Source organism: Ferrovibrio sp. GW821-FHT12D07 (assembly GCF_058807275.1).
The window spans coordinates 1,945,740-1,959,387 of record NZ_JBXAQN010000001.1 but is presented as its reverse complement, the minus strand read 5'-3'; the positions used below and the strand labels follow the sequence as shown (position 1 = coordinate 1,959,387).

General features: G+C 56.3%; 21 protein-coding genes. 18 read left to right on the top strand and 3 right to left on the bottom strand.

The genetic code is table 11. The annotated features are described in order from the left end of the window. Nucleotides 1–50: 50 nt before the first annotated feature. Nucleotides 51–563 (bottom strand): hypothetical protein, encoded by a 513-nt coding sequence (locus AC1RRE_RS09700; protein ID WP_492980924.1) that lies wholly within the window; start codon nucleotides 561–563, stop codon nucleotides 51–53. Nucleotides 564–727: 164 nt separating this feature from the next. On the opposite strand from AC1RRE_RS09700, the gene AC1RRE_RS09695 reads away from it, so the two are divergent. The 8 genes from AC1RRE_RS09695 (at nucleotide 728) to AC1RRE_RS09660 (ending at nucleotide 5,941) form a co-directional block, all read left to right on the top strand. Then, on the top strand, nucleotides 728–988 hold the full coding sequence (locus tag AC1RRE_RS09695) for a hypothetical protein (RefSeq protein ID WP_492980923.1): 261 nt from the start codon (nucleotides 728–730) through the stop codon (nucleotides 986–988). 114 nt (nucleotides 989–1,102) lie between these two features. After that, the gene (locus AC1RRE_RS09690) at nucleotides 1,103–1,948 is read left to right on the top strand and encodes a hypothetical protein (protein WP_492980922.1); all 846 of its coding nucleotides are present in this window, start codon (nucleotides 1,103–1,105) and stop codon (nucleotides 1,946–1,948) included. Nucleotides 1,949–2,283: 335 nt separating this feature from the next. Then, entirely contained in the window at nucleotides 2,284–2,871 is a 588-nt protein-coding gene (locus AC1RRE_RS09685; protein ID WP_492980921.1) for a tyrosine-type recombinase/integrase, read from the top strand. A gap of 122 nt (nucleotides 2,872–2,993) precedes the next feature. After that, on the top strand, nucleotides 2,994–3,995 hold the full coding sequence (locus tag AC1RRE_RS09680; RefSeq protein WP_492980920.1) for a hypothetical protein: 1,002 nt from the start codon (nucleotides 2,994–2,996) through the stop codon (nucleotides 3,993–3,995). A 95-nt stretch (nucleotides 3,996–4,090) separates the two neighbouring features. Beyond that, entirely contained in the window at nucleotides 4,091–4,297 is a 207-nt protein-coding gene (locus AC1RRE_RS09675; protein ID WP_492980919.1) for a hypothetical protein, read from the top strand. A gap of 7 nt (nucleotides 4,298–4,304) precedes the next feature. Beyond that, nucleotides 4,305–5,099, top strand: a complete 795-nt coding sequence (locus tag AC1RRE_RS09670; RefSeq protein ID WP_492980918.1) for a hypothetical protein — start codon at nucleotides 4,305–4,307, stop codon at nucleotides 5,097–5,099. 171 nt (nucleotides 5,100–5,270) lie between these two features. Then, complete coding sequence (locus AC1RRE_RS09665) at nucleotides 5,271–5,498, top strand: hypothetical protein (RefSeq protein ID WP_492980917.1); 228 nt, start codon at nucleotides 5,271–5,273, stop codon at nucleotides 5,496–5,498. A gap of 80 nt (nucleotides 5,499–5,578) precedes the next feature. Beyond that, the gene (locus AC1RRE_RS09660) at nucleotides 5,579–5,941 is read left to right on the top strand and encodes a DUF3768 domain-containing protein (protein ID WP_492980916.1); all 363 of its coding nucleotides are present in this window, start codon (nucleotides 5,579–5,581) and stop codon (nucleotides 5,939–5,941) included. 7 nt (nucleotides 5,942–5,948) lie between these two features. On the opposite strand, the gene AC1RRE_RS09655 is transcribed toward AC1RRE_RS09660, so the two are convergent. Continuing rightward, nucleotides 5,949–6,332, bottom strand: coding sequence for a helix-turn-helix domain-containing protein (locus tag AC1RRE_RS09655; RefSeq protein WP_492980915.1), 384 nt, complete (start codon nucleotides 6,330–6,332; stop codon nucleotides 5,949–5,951). Nucleotides 6,333–6,555: 223 nt separating this feature from the next. Here AC1RRE_RS09655 and AC1RRE_RS09650 point away from each other — a divergent pair, with 223 nt between their 5' ends. The 3 genes from AC1RRE_RS09650 (at nucleotide 6,556) to AC1RRE_RS09640 (ending at nucleotide 8,968) form a co-directional block, all read left to right on the top strand. Beyond that, nucleotides 6,556–7,167 carry a hypothetical protein gene (locus tag AC1RRE_RS09650; RefSeq protein WP_492980914.1) on the top strand — a complete coding sequence of 204 codons (612 nt, stop codon included), beginning with the start codon at nucleotides 6,556–6,558 and terminating at the stop codon, nucleotides 7,165–7,167. A 63-nt stretch (nucleotides 7,168–7,230) separates the two neighbouring features. Further along, nucleotides 7,231–8,415 carry a serine hydrolase domain-containing protein gene (locus AC1RRE_RS09645; RefSeq protein WP_492980913.1) on the top strand — a complete coding sequence of 395 codons (1,185 nt, stop codon included), beginning with the start codon at nucleotides 7,231–7,233 and terminating at the stop codon, nucleotides 8,413–8,415. Nucleotides 8,416–8,545: 130 nt separating this feature from the next. Continuing rightward, complete coding sequence (locus tag AC1RRE_RS09640) at nucleotides 8,546–8,968, top strand: hypothetical protein (protein ID WP_492980912.1); 423 nt, start codon at nucleotides 8,546–8,548, stop codon at nucleotides 8,966–8,968. Between the two features lie 63 nt (nucleotides 8,969–9,031). On the opposite strand, the gene AC1RRE_RS09635 is transcribed toward AC1RRE_RS09640, so the two are convergent. After that, complete coding sequence (locus AC1RRE_RS09635; RefSeq protein ID WP_492980911.1) at nucleotides 9,032–9,619, bottom strand: hypothetical protein; 588 nt, start codon at nucleotides 9,617–9,619, stop codon at nucleotides 9,032–9,034. A gap of 164 nt (nucleotides 9,620–9,783) precedes the next feature. Between AC1RRE_RS09635 and AC1RRE_RS09630 the strand changes: the two genes are divergently transcribed. Genes AC1RRE_RS09630 through AC1RRE_RS09600 form a run of 7 tightly spaced genes read left to right on the top strand, consistent with a single transcriptional unit; the run spans nucleotide 9,784 to nucleotide 13,426 of the window. Beyond that, on the top strand, nucleotides 9,784–10,389 hold the full coding sequence (locus AC1RRE_RS09630; protein WP_492980910.1) for a recombinase family protein: 606 nt from the start codon (nucleotides 9,784–9,786) through the stop codon (nucleotides 10,387–10,389). 7 nt (nucleotides 10,390–10,396) lie between these two features. Next, nucleotides 10,397–10,615, top strand: coding sequence for a YodC family protein (locus AC1RRE_RS09625; protein WP_492980909.1), 219 nt, complete (start codon nucleotides 10,397–10,399; stop codon nucleotides 10,613–10,615). A gap of 9 nt (nucleotides 10,616–10,624) precedes the next feature. After that, on the top strand, nucleotides 10,625–10,846 hold the full coding sequence (locus AC1RRE_RS09620; RefSeq protein ID WP_492980908.1) for a hypothetical protein: 222 nt from the start codon (nucleotides 10,625–10,627) through the stop codon (nucleotides 10,844–10,846). A gap of 55 nt (nucleotides 10,847–10,901) precedes the next feature. Then, nucleotides 10,902–11,339, top strand: coding sequence for a hypothetical protein (locus tag AC1RRE_RS09615; RefSeq protein ID WP_492980907.1), 438 nt, complete (start codon nucleotides 10,902–10,904; stop codon nucleotides 11,337–11,339). A gap of 6 nt (nucleotides 11,340–11,345) precedes the next feature. Next, entirely contained in the window at nucleotides 11,346–12,023 is a 678-nt protein-coding gene (locus AC1RRE_RS09610) for a hypothetical protein (protein WP_492980906.1), read from the top strand. A 13-nt stretch (nucleotides 12,024–12,036) separates the two neighbouring features. After that, entirely contained in the window at nucleotides 12,037–12,837 is an 801-nt protein-coding gene (locus AC1RRE_RS09605; RefSeq protein ID WP_492980905.1) for a DUF3800 domain-containing protein, read from the top strand. A 10-nt stretch (nucleotides 12,838–12,847) separates the two neighbouring features. Then, nucleotides 12,848–13,426: a hypothetical protein gene (locus AC1RRE_RS09600; RefSeq protein WP_492980904.1), complete on the top strand. Its 579-nt coding sequence runs from the start codon at nucleotides 12,848–12,850 to the stop codon at nucleotides 13,424–13,426. Nucleotides 13,427–13,648: the final 222 nt, after the last annotated feature.

The window sequence follows — 13,648 nt, the reverse complement described above, 5'->3', positions numbered from 1 at the left end:
AAGACGATTATCTACCGGCCAGGGGGCGAACGGATTATTCTACTAAGTGATCAGTGCCGCCGCCTACGATGTATCGACCTTCGGCTTCTCCTATCACCATTATCACGCTGATTGGCATCATCACTCTTAGTATCGGACCGATGCCCGCCGTACTTCTTGTCATATTTGGCGGCGAGCTTGGTGACCCCGTCTGCGGTCAGTCTTTCTTCGAATTCCTTGTAAGACCAAGTCTTGTAAAGGCCATATTGGATGGCGGCTGCATATCGCCGCATTGTTCCATAGGGAATACGCCCATCCTTTACGTCGGGCATCCCTAGCAAATACCAAACCTCGATGAGACATGGGATTGCGTTGACAGTGCGGACACGCCTACCGACTTCAGCCGCCGCATCACATGCAGCTTGATTTATGATCTTTCGATCGACCTTGCCCCTGGTGAGTTTGCGATAAAGTTCCACGAGCATAATTTGCGGGCCCCGCTTAATCGCTCCGACCAACCCGATAAAGTGATCCTGCAAATCTTCAAGATATTCTTCCGCTTCTGGCGAAACCTTGCGCGACATACATCGCCCCCACATATTTTTTCCGGAATCATTTAACTTTCATAATGAAAGTTAAGTCAATGAAAAATGACAATTGAAGCCTAAAACTGGCACTTTTGAACCGCCGATCGGCCTACGATCAATCTTGTCAAGTGAGTCCGTCCCCTAACAAAAGGAGTGCGGACATGATCGACAAAACTGAAAATATGCACATCGCGAAAACTGCAGACTGTCACTGCGAATGCTGCCAAAAGCGAAATCGCAAGTTTTTGCTTCGCGGTGAATTGGCGGTTCGGTGGAAAATGGAATCTAAAACTTTGGCGAATTGGGCGAGTGCCGGTATTGGCCCGCCAGTCAACAAGATCGCCGGACGTCTGGTCCGTTATGCCCTCACCGATATCGAGGCGTTTGAAGTGTCCGCCGGCGGATCCAACCCGACCTCCTAGCGACCTATCAGCCCTTCTCACTCAGCCTGCTCACGCATTTTCGATGCGTGCAGCCATTGTAGACCAAAGTTAACCAATCAACTGATGCGCCTGATGCATCCAAAGAGGATAACCATGACTTACGACAAACATCGTCTCTCTGATCCCAACTATCTCTGGGACGCTCTGAATTATGAAGGATCTGGACCGGATACGACGGGCTGGCGTCGAAGCTTTTATCACCCCAAACACCGCCTTGCTGATGCCAGGAGGGTCGGCGATCGGATTGAGCGGGCACTGGAGCTTTATGGGACTCGATTGCCCCGGGCTAAAGGTTTGATCGCACCAAAGAGCTCGTGTCTTAGATGGGCGCCAGCCTGCGCCTATACGAACCCGGCCGCCCCACTCTTTTTGCACTCGGTCGCCATGAAGCATCTCGCCCCGATCGCAGCCGAATGGCCGCTTTATAAAGTGACGGTCCTCGATATCGACTGGGTCACCCATATTGGTCGGTTCGAGGTTGACCTCGACGAGATCAAGCGCCGCGTCCAGCAGGCTTTCCGCCACTGCCATGGCATCTTTGCGATCGAGTTTGCGGTCAGGAGGGGGAACCGGAACCTCTTGGCTCACTGGGAGGTCCGCTTCCATGTGGAGGGGATGTATTGGGGCCTTGAAACGAGGCCCCAGATGAAAGCGGTTAGTCGGGCGTTTGAGTCTGGCTCCCGCAACATCCCAACGGTGGTGCGCAAGAAGGTCTATGACCTGCCAGGTGCTGTCGCCTACATGCTGAAGCACCCTTACTCGCTCTACGCCGAGTACCAAGGCCCAGGAGACACCGTCATCAGGACAGTCCGCCAACAGCCCTACCGCGTCATGGCAGCCGTCTGGCAGCAGTTCCAGCACACCGACTGGAGCGATATGCTCTTTGCCACTCATGGTGGCAAGCCGGTGCTCAAGGCGTTGAAGGCTGCGATGCGGTAGCAGACGCCTTGGGGGGGAGGTCGGGTGGTTGGGGCGGTCAGCTGTCCGAGCCTGCCCGCCTCCTTACTACAGCAGAGCGTCGCGGGAATCTGGCCCCTACGAGCTTGGCTCGCCAGCGCCCCGGCGCCCGCCCAAGTCGTCTAGGCATGCTTCTGCCCGGTGCCCCCCTCACCCCTACGCTCGGCCAAATACACCCTTGAAAGTAGATTAATAACTGCCAAGTCGATATGAAAATTTGGCCTATTTTTCATTTAACTAATTTATATTATTGATTTTTATTGAAATTTTTGATATGCTACTATTGCGAGTAATTTAACTCCAAAAAGAGGGCAAATATGGCAGGCAAACAAGCCAAAGTGTTAACAAGCAGCCAATTTCGTATCGCGATGGCCGAGGCCGGCCGCACGCGCTTTGCCGACCGCAATCGCGCCATGCTGCTGCTCTCGATCAAAGCGGGCTTGCGCGCCGGCGAGATCGCCAAACTCACCTGGCAGATGGTCGAGACATCGGACGGCAAGCTGGCCAGCACCATCGAGCTGCACGACAAGGCAGCCAAGAAAGGCAGCGGGAGGACCATCCCGATGCACCCAGACCTCAAAGCCGTTCTACTGCGTCTACAGCGCAAGCGGCGCTTCGGCGGCGGTACAGCGCCGGTCATCGAGTCAGAGCGTGGCGCACACCCTATGAAGCCTACGAGCGTCGTGAATTGGTTCTATGGCTTCTACACAGCGCTCAACTTCGAGGGCTGCTCGTCCCATTCGGGTCGGCGGACCTTCATCACCAGAGCTGCCAGGCTGGTTGCTAAGGCCGGTGGCAGCCTGCGCGACGTCCAGCAACTGGCTGGCCACAAGTCGATCGAGCAGACGCAAGGCTACATCGACGGCGACACCAATGCCAAACGTCGGCTCGTGTCCCTCCTCTAGTGAAGAGAAATCCCGGCTTGGATGACAGGCTAGGATAACTAGGGCAAAGCCGGGATAGGTTACCCGGTAAAGCCAAATCCCAAACCAATCCTCAACAATCGTCGACAATCTGGAGTGATGTCATGCGTGGACCTATTCGGTCGCCGCGGATCGCGGCCCTATGCGTGCTGGGTAAGCGCGCCCATAGAGTATTCATCAACAAACCCAGAGGCGAGCTGCTGATCGCAGCCGCGACCGCCATCGCGAAAGACCCCAATTGGCAGAATCTGGATGCTATGCTGCTACCCGGTGCTTATTTCCACATCTCGATTTACATCAGGGGCAAGAAACATCCTACCCAGGTCAGGCTGCTCGCCAAGGAGCCTTTCATGCCTGCCGTGAAGAGGGCTGTGGCGATCCTGGCTGATACCTCACCAGGTAGTCTTTTGGTCTTCGGAGCCGATTCAGCTTCGCCCCGGCGCTGGGAGTTCGGCGACCAGCTTTGCATAGGTGTCGGGCCAGATGGGATCGTCGGCCTCGCTCGGAAGGTCATTCCGTCCAATCCCGACACTATCCACTGCAAGCGGGTCTACGTGCCGTCGCTGGCGGACTATTCATCACCATATCGCTTCGTGATCCTGCCAAGCGGCCACAGGGCCGTGCTCAACGCCTGTTTCGATATGTTCGGGATCTGCAGCGATCCCAGCATGCTGAAAAAGCGCGGCTCGCCAATCCGGGATTTATGGCTGCCGAACGGGGAATGCCCAAGGGTCGAGGAAACTGGCTTCAAGTCGCTCCGCGAACAGGCACTGCAAAATTGGCAAGCCCTGCTCGATGCGCATCGCCCTACTCTCGCGCTTGCCGCCATCCATGCTTTCAAGCTGCCGGGGCGGGATGGCTATTGGCAACGGCATGGCTTGGCGGTTGCGTCTGCTGCCCTGCAGGGTGGCCTGGCTGTCGGAGCAGCGCATTTTGAGGAGAAGCTGCCCCAGGCTGGCCAATCTCCCCTCGCTGCCATGAATGTGCCCCGTGAGGTTTTGGCGGCAGGGCCGAAGCGGGGTCCACATCGGTTACAGCCGATAGCTAGCAAAACCATTCAGGTCGGCAACCAAGCCGCCCTGCTGCGCCTCTACGGCGCCGAGTAACCCTCTCCACTCCACCACAACCCGGAAGTCTCCGCGCCCGCTTCGGCTGGCGCCGGCGCTCTCCTATTGCCCATCACAACATAGAAGGAGATCACATGATCGAGCGTCCCGTTCATATCCGCCGCATCGTCGGTCACGGCAGCGTCGTATCGCTGCTGGGCCAGTATGACGACGATGGAGCTCCAGCCCGCATTACCCTGGACCACCGACCGTTTGTCCGCTTCTGGCAGGATTGGGCTTCGGCGGGTCACCCGCAGCCCGTAATGCACGATGCCGACGAAGCCACTCTCCGGTTTGAGTGAGGCCGCCATGAGCATCGGAAGCAATATTGGAATTACGCCGGGCCCAGTCATCCGGGCCGTCTTGAGTGTCAAGAACAAGGGGCAATCCTTCCATATCCGAATCGAGCCGCAGGGCGATCCGGTAAGTGTCGCATCGCTCTGTCACCGGGCCTGCCTCTATGCCTGGTCGCTGCCGCAGTTCGAGGCAGGTGATTGGGCTGCGGCCTTTCTGGCAGCCGCCAAACCACAGAGGGCGGAAGACAGCCTCAGTGACGGAGCCCATTTCACGCTCTGCAGCCATTGGTGGGACCAAGGTCAGCTCGATTTCCGGTATGAAGTCACAACGGTAGAGGACGAGTTGGTCATCAAGACTTGGCGGAGAGAGACCTCGGCCGCTGCATACCGGCTCTCGCTCGCTTTCATTGGGACACTTGAGGAGTTTGCAGCCTTCGCCGGACTGGAACCACCGTCCCCCGTACGGAGGCGCTATCTGGCACTCTTCCAGGGGCCAGAGACCGAACTGTTCATCCTCGCCTTCGACGGCACGGATGTAGAAGCCGACGAACTTGATAGCCGCCTGGAGCGTGCGCGGCGTTTGAAACTGCTGGTCACTGGCCTGGTGATCTCAGCGTTAGGCCCGATTTGTGACCTCGGTGCCGAGAGCATCCATTTGGCCCTGGATCAGCTTTTCAACCATTTCCTGCCTCGGAAGCCGTTACCGGATAATGCATCTGAGGTGCCCACCGGCCCACCGCTTCTGCCAACGCCACCACCATGCCTGCGGATACCGCCAACCGGCAGTGCCGAAGAAGGTGCGCCATGAACGGCCCCCGCAAAGGCATGGTCACCCTGGCCGAAGCCGCCCAGACCGTACTTGATCGGTGGACCCGAGGCGACCTGGCCGCAGCGGTCCGGGAGCTGGATTCGGCACTCCGGCAATATCGTCAGGACCGGGGCTCCGACCAACAGGCGCAGGATCAAGACCGGGGCCGCCATGACCGTGGATGACCTCGCCGAACTCCTGGAGGGCGTGCCGCTCAGCGCCGAAGTTCTGGTGCTTGCACCCGACAGTCTCAATCTGGCCTATCGGATCATCAGCGCCCGTGTCTCAAACCCACGTGCCCGACGTCATCGGCCAACCCGCCTCTACCTGGTGCTGGAGACAGAGGGCGACGCCATCTCCCGGCTGCGGCTACTCCGCCGCCGTCCGTTCCGTCCGTAATCGCATCTAACTCCACCCAAACTCCGATCCATCTGCGCCGCCCGTCAATCGCTGGGCCGCGCCACAGGAGACTATTGTCCATGTCGAACGAACCGACCGATCGCGAAAACCCGGAAGAACAGCTCCAGTCGATTGCCAAGCTCAATGATGCCTTCCGCAAGAGCGGCGGATTCGGTGGGCGGTTCATGATAACTGCCGGCGTCCAGGCGCTAGGCCCCATTCGCGTCGCCGAGCTATGTCGCGAGGTGATCCAATTCGATGCCTTCACCCCGGATAACGATCCCTATGGTGAGCATGACTTCGGGAGCATCGAATATGGTGGCCGGAAGTTCTTCTGGAAAATCGACGCCTACGACAAGTCGCTGGAATTCGGCTCGCCCGATCCCGCTGATCCGGCCGTCACAACCCGGGTGCTGACTTTAATGCTGGCAGAGGAATACTGAGCCGGTATCAGTGCCTGGTCGCGGCTTCGGAAATCGCTCGCGTCAGCTCGGCAATATCGGCCACCGTGACCTCAGCGTTACCTTCCAGAAGGATGCGGAATTTCTCGACCAGCCCTGCTCGGACCTTCTGTTGAGGGGACTGCTTCGGCATATCCGCCCAATCGAAGAGATCGGTAAAGCCGACCTTCAGCGCCGCGGCGATTTCGAACACCGTTGACAGCTTTGTCGAGGAAAACCCGCGCTCGATGTTGGACACGGTATCGACGCTCATTCCGATCATCTCTGCCAGGTCTTCCTGACTGAGCTTCCGCTCCTTGCGGAGCGCCTTGATCCGACGACCCAACGCCTTTTGGCGGGTCTCGGCCGGGGTCGATTTCCTGCGTTTATCCATGCCCGAATGTCGTTTCGGGCCACTCCATTAACCACCGAAGGAAACTACGGAAATGCCGCTTGACCGAAACTTAACTACGAGGATAATTTCGTTTAAACGAGCGGGAATTACTAAAAGCCGGTCTTTCCCTCCGAATCGAGGCCCGCCGGGAGACATAAGCACCGCCACATAACCGCGCACCGGTCCAACTCATCCACAATCCACCCAGCCATTAGAGGCATCCATGACGAATCCCGATTCCGTCACCGCTCCCGCTTTGCCCGAATGGGGCAGCATCCCGATCTACCGCAAGCTCTGGCTGGTGGGGATCATCAACGCCCTGGGCGTCGCCCTGTCCTTCGTAAACGTCCTGGGCTCCCTGGCACTCCTGATACCGGGCTTGATCCTGCTCTGGATGGGGCCGGTCTATAAGCGGAAGAAAGGCGCCGTGATTCTCCACCGTACCCGAGACAAGGTGGCCTTCTGTATCATCCTGGTCATCGCTCTGGGCTGGAACTTGATGCGCCAAGGCGCTGGAGATGAATTCAGCCTGACCTCTTCGCTTCCGACTTGCGAGAGCCGGACCGCCCAAAGCAGTCTGAAAGACGCGGTGAAGAATTCGCCGAAGGGCCGCCGCTTACAGCTCGAAATCCAAGATATCATCACGGCGGGTCCGACGAGCAAGCCTTGGGTCTGGAATAGCCAGGACGCTGTCGTGAAGGGGCCTGCCGGTGACGTGCAAATCTACCTGTGCGAGGCAGAAGTCATCACCAATGGCGGGCGGCAGGCCGTGCTCTATGGAATCTCCTGGGCCGACAAGGCCAAGGGGCGATGGGTCATCGAAGCCCAGTTCTAGCTCTGGTAGCTAGGATAGAGCTTTTAGCTTGCGATGAAGGACGGGATAAAACGAGGGGATTCCATGATGGAGCACGCACCGGCTAATAACAAGAAACGCGCAAAGGCCAGGCCCGCCCTGAAACTGGCAAAGGCGCTCGTCCTCGTCTCCATTCTTTTTCCGGCAGCTCTGGCTCACTCAGTTCAGGCGCAAGAATCCCTGACCTGGTGGGCCAACTTATCGGAAGGCGTCCGCCGCCAAGCGCAGGTAGCACACCTACCAGCGGCAACAGCTCCCTCACAGCTTTCCCCGGCTCCCGCGGATCAGAAACTCGCCCATCGCGATCCGGCCATTGCTGCAGGTTTCGATGCCCTGCTACGGCCCCGCGAGACCCGCATTGTCATGGTCTCAAAAGACCGGAACATCCTACATGAGGGCTACGCCGAGAACTGGTTGCGGAAATCGACACCGCTTGGCCTTTCCATATCGAAAAGCCTGACGGCCCTGGCGGTGGGCAAAGCTCTGTGCAGTGGAGCGATATCCTCGCTCCAACTCCGAACAGACGCTGTCCTGCCCGCCTTGGCTGGCACATCCTGGGGCAATTCCACAATCGAGCAGATCTTGCTGATGCAAAGCGGCTCTGCCGTGGATGGTCCAGCGCATACAGGCTGGCAGACCGAACCGGTCGCGGTCGAGCATCGCGGGATATACAACGGCCGCATGACCGGAAATTTCATCGAAATGATGCGCCGGCATGACGAGCGACGCTTCAAGCCCGGTGATACGTACAACTACAACAATTACGATACACTGGTACTGGGCTTTCTCGTCGAGGCGGCGACCGGGCGCAAGTTCCCCGATTTTTTCAATGAAGCTATCTGGCAGCCTGCCGGCCCACAGCAAGGTGGTGCCTGGCTGCAGAACAGTTCAGGTCAGACCTCGACCTACAACGGCTTTAGCGCCGCTCCTGAAGACTGGTTGCGGATTGGGCATTTCCTCATCGATTCGATGCGTGACCCCGACGACTGCTTTGCGCGCTACCTGATGACCGCAGTGAGGCCGATGCAGCGCACCCATCTTTCGAGCCGCTGTTACGGCTACCAGATTTGGAATTGGTGCAGCGCGGAGTCCTTTCTATTTGTTGGTTATGGCGGGCAGTATTTGGTGCTCACCCCACGCCGCGGTGTCGTGATGTACACTCACCAGGCCAGCAACACTAACGATGCCACCATGATGGCGCTATACCAGCGGGTGCTGAAACTACTCTAGAGGCGTCAAAACAGCCTTGGCCGTAACCGGGCTCAACTCCGTCTAAAGACGCGTCAACAAGCCCGGACAACCTACCTAAAGCTCTCTAATTGAACTTGTAAAATACGTATACAAGTTCAAGAGGCAGCAAATGACTAAAATCTCAAGAAAGCGTCGCAGCCGTCGCCCCCGCATTATTCGCTGCTCAACCACATCACGAGAATACGAAAATATCGTGTCCGCGATGGAGGAAGCGGAAAGTCGTATTTTCGCTGAGCGCGACAGTTATCTCGGCGCAATCGCAGATGGTCTTCACAATACTCTGCGTCTTTACTGGCATCATTTAGCCAGCCCGCCTACCCCGCGCAGTCACCAAACGATTTCGCCATTTAAACCTGGGAGATCGACAATTAAGAAAATGCTGGCCGACTTCCCGGTCACTCTGGTTGACCGGCATTCCATAGCGAAAGCGCTTTTTGAGCTCAGCGTTCAGGGGGGCCCTCATGCTCCGGACTTGCAAGAAGGCATCACCGAGATCGCGCACTCACTCTGCCTCACGTATCGTCCAGAATAACCTGGCGAGCCCTTAGGATAGATCGTCAGAAATCTACTCCTCCGCAAGTCGGATGAGCATTTGTCATCTGGAGTCCTCGCCGGCTACCTCCTCTATCTGTGAGAAGCACTCTTTGCGGGCAAGGGCTTCCTCGCGTGCCGTTTTTCGATCTGATAGGTCGATTTGTGCTCTTTCTAGATCATTCTGCCTGCGGAATCTTGTATTCCAAACGTAGCCGGCGGCAATGAAAGAACCGAAAACGGCTCCCCCTATTGCTCCCACCATTTGTTTCGCCCAATAACCTACAGCGACAAAGCCCAATGCAATGAAGGCGGCCTCGCCCCACGGCAAGGTCTGAAGTTTCTGTTTCGCTTTGTGGTGCTCTTGCTCTGCCTCAAGCCAGTGAAGCCGCCACCACTCCTCCCATTCCCGTCGAAGGGCCCTATCAGCGGCGATCAGCTGCTTTCGGGCATTAATGTCAGGAAGGCCGAAGTACAACCGTCGAATCCCTTGCCGTACAAACTCATGCTCCTCGTCAAAATATTCGGATGGCGTCTCCGTGAGATCGGGCATAAAGCGCCCTTCTCTAATGCGTTCCGCCTTTTCGTGGATGCCATACCGGCGCTCCAGCGAAAACAGTGCTTCCGCCATTTCTCTTTTTTGATCAGTCATTCATCGGAGCCGATTTCGAATCCTAGCACCAGCGTGCTATACGCCATTGACCAATACTCTGGATAATGGCGATGCGTCGGAAAAGTGTCAAGAAACTGTCTAATAGGTCATTGCCGAAGATTCGCGCCGTTGATACCGCGGGACGTCTTTCGGGACAGGCGGACATGGGACGCAAATTCGGATATGCAAGAGTTTCGACGGCCGACCAGACGCTCGATTTACAGGTGCATGCACTCCGAGAGGCCGGAGTGTCAGATGCACGGCTGTTCATCGACAAAGGCTCGGCAGCTTCCGTCTCCAAACGCAAAGGCCTATCGGCGGTGCTTGGCCTAGTCGGCCAGGGGGACGAGCTGATCGTCTGGAAGCTGGATCGCCTAGCCCGGTCGGTATCCGAGGCTATTGCACTGCTCAAGCAGATCGAGGAACAGGGCGCCACCCTGCGCTGCCTTACTCAGCCGATCGACACAAAAACAGCTGTCGGCCGTCTGCTCTATGGCGTCCTGATGATCGTGGCCGAGTTCGAGCGGTCCTTGATCATGGAGCGCACTAGAGAGGGTCTGAAGGCTGCCCAGAAGCGCGGGCAGAAACTCGGGGCTGAGCGCAAAGTGACGGCGAAGATGGAGCGGCAAATCAAGCATATGCACACCGCGGGCACCAGCCCAGGCAAGATCGGAAAGGAACTCGGCATTTCCCGTGCATCGGTCTACAATTACCTGCCGGGCGGGCCTCTCTCGTCATTTAACAAGACAGGCAAGCCAAAATCGACGTGAGGGCCGCTTGATCTTTGCTGTTGGCGATGTTGTGGAGTTGAAATCCGGTAGCGGGCCGATGACAGTTACCGTCGTTTCTGGTGACGACGTCGAGTGCCATTGGTGGGAGTCGGGGAAACTGCGGCATAAACGTTTCCCTAAAGCCGCGCTGAAGGCGTCCAAGGCGGCCTCGTCTTTGGAAGAGCTGGTGCTGCAATCTCAGCGCGGCACTGAATCGTCCGAGTGAGGAATGAGAATGGTTAAACTTGCGACCCTCTTCAGTGATGAATTCGACAACGGCAAGAAGATTGAGGTGCAGGTTGGCGATGACGCTAGGCTTTATATCAATGGTGAGCCAGTAAAAACGGAATCGAGATTGCGGCTATCATTCTGGCAAGCCGTACTCGGCATTGCAACAGCAATGGGTGCAGTTGTGTCCGGCGTTGCAGATGTCATTAGTTTCTTTCTGTCCAAGTGAGGAATGACGGCCGTGATTCTTGAGAATACTTTCGACAAGCTCATTGATAAAATTTATGGAGAGACGGATTTCGGCCGTAGCGTTGCGATGCTTTGCGGGGATCGCCGCCTTAATTTCTTATCTTTCTTTGGATGATGCGGTCGTCGCAGTTTTAATTGGAGTGATCGTTTTTCCGATTGTTCGGCTGGTTTCCACTTGGCTATATGAAAAAGCTCATCGCACAGCTTCAAGAAAGATGCAGCTCGAAGCGGCAAAAAATGTATACGATGAGCTTTGTGTTGAAGAGCGCGACGTTGTAGCCGCATTTGTCCGAGCAGGTGGGTCTGTCCTTCTGTGGTCAGAAGCCAACTCCTTGTCGCTTTCACACACGGCGATAGAGTCCCTTATTCAAAGGGGGGCGCTCAACACGTCTGTTACTGCTGATGGTATGCGTGAGACCTTTGTGTTGGACATCGCCATGTTTGTTACAGCCAACCGCTTGTCGTCCAAGTGAGGAACAATGGTCGACTATGGTGTGACCTCGCGTGATTACCTGGTCCGCGCGGCCCAGCTCTTGAATAGAGGGGATGTGGAAAGCCTATTCTATGCTGCCTTTGAATTGCGCTGTGGAATAGAATCACGCTTGCAGCAGTATGCTGAAGCCTGGAACAAGATTCCAGAGTTGCAACGGCGTGAATGGGCTGCACATAAGCTCCACAAGAACTTGGAGCGCGCGTTCGGTATCGGAGAAAAGTATATGCGCTTTGGGCTTCTTCATCCGAAGAGCAAGGTGCCCATAACAATTCACTATTATACACCGGTTACGTCGGTACTAAGACAGGATGCAGGCAGATTGGGTAACTATACTCACGCCATATCGTGGAAAAGGCCGAGTGATCCGTATTGGACCGAGACACGCGCATACCTGAAAGACGTTGCGAGGCGACTGTGTTTGGCCAATATGGGAACACTTGTCGGGCCGGCTCTAGGTGCTAGAGGACAACTATCGATGACTCTCAGCCTTCCAGATGCGGATGCGCATGCCGCCTTCCCGAAGAAAGTCGATGAAATGTTCATAATCGACATTAGTTATCCAGATGCACTCCCTGACAAGTTGGAGCCGGAAGCTGTCTTTTGGGAGGCAGATACGGTGCTACAGATGCTGGGTGACGCCATCCCACCAGCCTCGTCCAAGTGAGGAACCGTTGCCGATGAGCCAAACCACGCACTCGACGCCGGCGCGAATGGTAGGGCCCGAGTTGCAATGGACGGCTAGAACGTTTCTGGTCTTTGTCGATGAGACCGGCAATGAGGATTTCAGCGACCCCAAAAATCCGACTTTTGGCTTCGGCGGTTGCGGTATTCTCGCGCCGAACTATCGGACTGGCCTTGCCAAGCCGTGGCGGAGGCTGAAGCGCGAAAAACTTGGAGGCGCATTACGGCCTTTTCATGCTGTGGGGTTTGAGCAGTCGCGACCGTCGTTACCAAAGATTCATGCTATTAACGGCTTTCTTCGCCGGCCTTTCTGGCGCTTCGCAGTTATGAGCGACGTTCGCACGCAGCTCCCGCCAGGCATTGACGCTCATAAAGCGGTATCTGTCGTTCTCGCCCGCTATCTCGCGCACCTCGCGGCCGGTGAGGACATTGACGCGGTTGCGCTAGTCTTTGAGGATTCGGACCGCGGCCGCGATTTAGTCAAACGGGATTTCGACTTGGCCGCGATGATATGCCAGAATATCCACGGCCGGCCGGTTAGTGTTGACGGTTATTTCATGCCGAAGTCCAGTATGGAAGCTGGCCTAGAGATTGCAGATTTGGTTGCTCATACGGCGGGCCGACAGCGGAGGCATGAAGTCAACGTTGGCGTCGGCCGGAAAGAGGATTTCAAGCAGTTGTTCTGGCACAGCCCGATCCCTCCATCATTTATGGCAATAGATTCGGTGGTACTGACAGACCTTGTTAGCGAGCCGGGAACTTCCGATTTAGTCCGGAAGGTAGCCTTGTCCAAGTGAGGAAAATACAATGACGGGGGATGTAAAACTTACGAATACATTTTTGATAATGCAGTCTTCGATTTTGGTAATTGTCGCGATTGGTTTGTGGTTACTGAGTTCTGCTGAGGATCGCCCAAGCGTTATGCGACCAGATCGCGCACCGATTACCGGGCTGTGGAAGTACTATGCGCTGTTTGCATTAGTGACAATGCTGCTGCTGATATTCACCGACGAAGTGGTGGGATCGGCGAAGGCGAGCTTTGGGGGCATTCCAATACCGAGTAATGATCAATCCTCTGCATTCCTTGCCGTATTTATTCTCGATATTGCTGGTGCCGGACTTTTGATGTTGGTTACCGGGGGCCCGCGCAATAGCCCTTTCTCTCCTGCTTTATTTATGCTCCCCGCGCTTTCGATCTTCATGCACGAGACTCCCTTGCGTTTCTTTATCTATACAGCATTTGCGGCTGGCCTCTTCTTCGTTACGCAAGCAGCTGATGAGCGTCGTATTGAAGAGAACCAGAGATACCGCCTGACGCTGAATATAATTACCTACCTTTGCTTGGCACTGAGCACGCTTATCGGATACGTGACACGGCCTGTCTAAGTGAGGAACTGACGAATGTCTTCCCAATCAACGATCACGGGCGCTGCTGGACAGCACATCGTCATGGGGGAGCTTCTCCGCCGGGGCTATATAGCTGCCCTTGCGCCCGAAGGTGTGCCCACGGTCGATATCCTCGTGACGGAGCGAACTGGCGGCGAGTTGTGTTCACTCCAGGTCAAGACCCGCCAGGAGAAGGGCTCCGATGGCGGCTGGCATATGGGC

What these genes read in the sequence shown, in the direction of transcription:
- AC1RRE_RS09700 (WP_492980924.1), bottom strand. Translation starts at nt 563, where the DNA reads ATGTCGCGCAAGGTTTCGCCAGAAGCGGAAGAATATCTTGAAGATTTG.
- AC1RRE_RS09695 (WP_492980923.1), top strand. Translation starts at nt 728, where the DNA reads ATGATCGACAAAACTGAAAATATGCACATCGCGAAAACTGCAGACTGT.
- AC1RRE_RS09690 (WP_492980922.1), top strand. Translation starts at nt 1,103, where the DNA reads ATGACTTACGACAAACATCGTCTCTCTGATCCCAACTATCTCTGGGAC.
- AC1RRE_RS09685 (WP_492980921.1), top strand. Translation starts at nt 2,284, where the DNA reads ATGGCAGGCAAACAAGCCAAAGTGTTAACAAGCAGCCAATTTCGTATC.
- AC1RRE_RS09680 (WP_492980920.1), top strand. Translation starts at nt 2,994, where the DNA reads ATGCGTGGACCTATTCGGTCGCCGCGGATCGCGGCCCTATGCGTGCTG.
- AC1RRE_RS09675 (WP_492980919.1), top strand. Translation starts at nt 4,091, where the DNA reads ATGATCGAGCGTCCCGTTCATATCCGCCGCATCGTCGGTCACGGCAGC.
- AC1RRE_RS09670 (WP_492980918.1), top strand. Translation starts at nt 4,305, where the DNA reads ATGAGCATCGGAAGCAATATTGGAATTACGCCGGGCCCAGTCATCCGG.
- AC1RRE_RS09665 (WP_492980917.1), top strand. Translation starts at nt 5,271, where the DNA reads ATGACCGTGGATGACCTCGCCGAACTCCTGGAGGGCGTGCCGCTCAGC.
- AC1RRE_RS09660 (WP_492980916.1), top strand. Translation starts at nt 5,579, where the DNA reads ATGTCGAACGAACCGACCGATCGCGAAAACCCGGAAGAACAGCTCCAG.
- AC1RRE_RS09655 (WP_492980915.1), bottom strand. Translation starts at nt 6,332, where the DNA reads ATGGATAAACGCAGGAAATCGACCCCGGCCGAGACCCGCCAAAAGGCG.
- AC1RRE_RS09650 (WP_492980914.1), top strand. Translation starts at nt 6,556, where the DNA reads ATGACGAATCCCGATTCCGTCACCGCTCCCGCTTTGCCCGAATGGGGC.
- AC1RRE_RS09645 (WP_492980913.1), top strand. Translation starts at nt 7,231, where the DNA reads ATGATGGAGCACGCACCGGCTAATAACAAGAAACGCGCAAAGGCCAGG.
- AC1RRE_RS09640 (WP_492980912.1), top strand. Translation starts at nt 8,546, where the DNA reads ATGACTAAAATCTCAAGAAAGCGTCGCAGCCGTCGCCCCCGCATTATT.
- AC1RRE_RS09635 (WP_492980911.1), bottom strand. Translation starts at nt 9,619, where the DNA reads ATGACTGATCAAAAAAGAGAAATGGCGGAAGCACTGTTTTCGCTGGAG.
- AC1RRE_RS09630 (WP_492980910.1), top strand. Translation starts at nt 9,784, where the DNA reads ATGGGACGCAAATTCGGATATGCAAGAGTTTCGACGGCCGACCAGACG.
- AC1RRE_RS09620 (WP_492980908.1), top strand. Translation starts at nt 10,625, where the DNA reads ATGGTTAAACTTGCGACCCTCTTCAGTGATGAATTCGACAACGGCAAG.
- AC1RRE_RS09615 (WP_492980907.1), top strand. Translation starts at nt 10,902, where the DNA reads ATGGAGAGACGGATTTCGGCCGTAGCGTTGCGATGCTTTGCGGGGATC.
- AC1RRE_RS09610 (WP_492980906.1), top strand. Translation starts at nt 11,346, where the DNA reads ATGGTCGACTATGGTGTGACCTCGCGTGATTACCTGGTCCGCGCGGCC.
- AC1RRE_RS09605 (WP_492980905.1), top strand. Translation starts at nt 12,037, where the DNA reads ATGAGCCAAACCACGCACTCGACGCCGGCGCGAATGGTAGGGCCCGAG.
- AC1RRE_RS09600 (WP_492980904.1), top strand. Translation starts at nt 12,848, where the DNA reads ATGACGGGGGATGTAAAACTTACGAATACATTTTTGATAATGCAGTCT.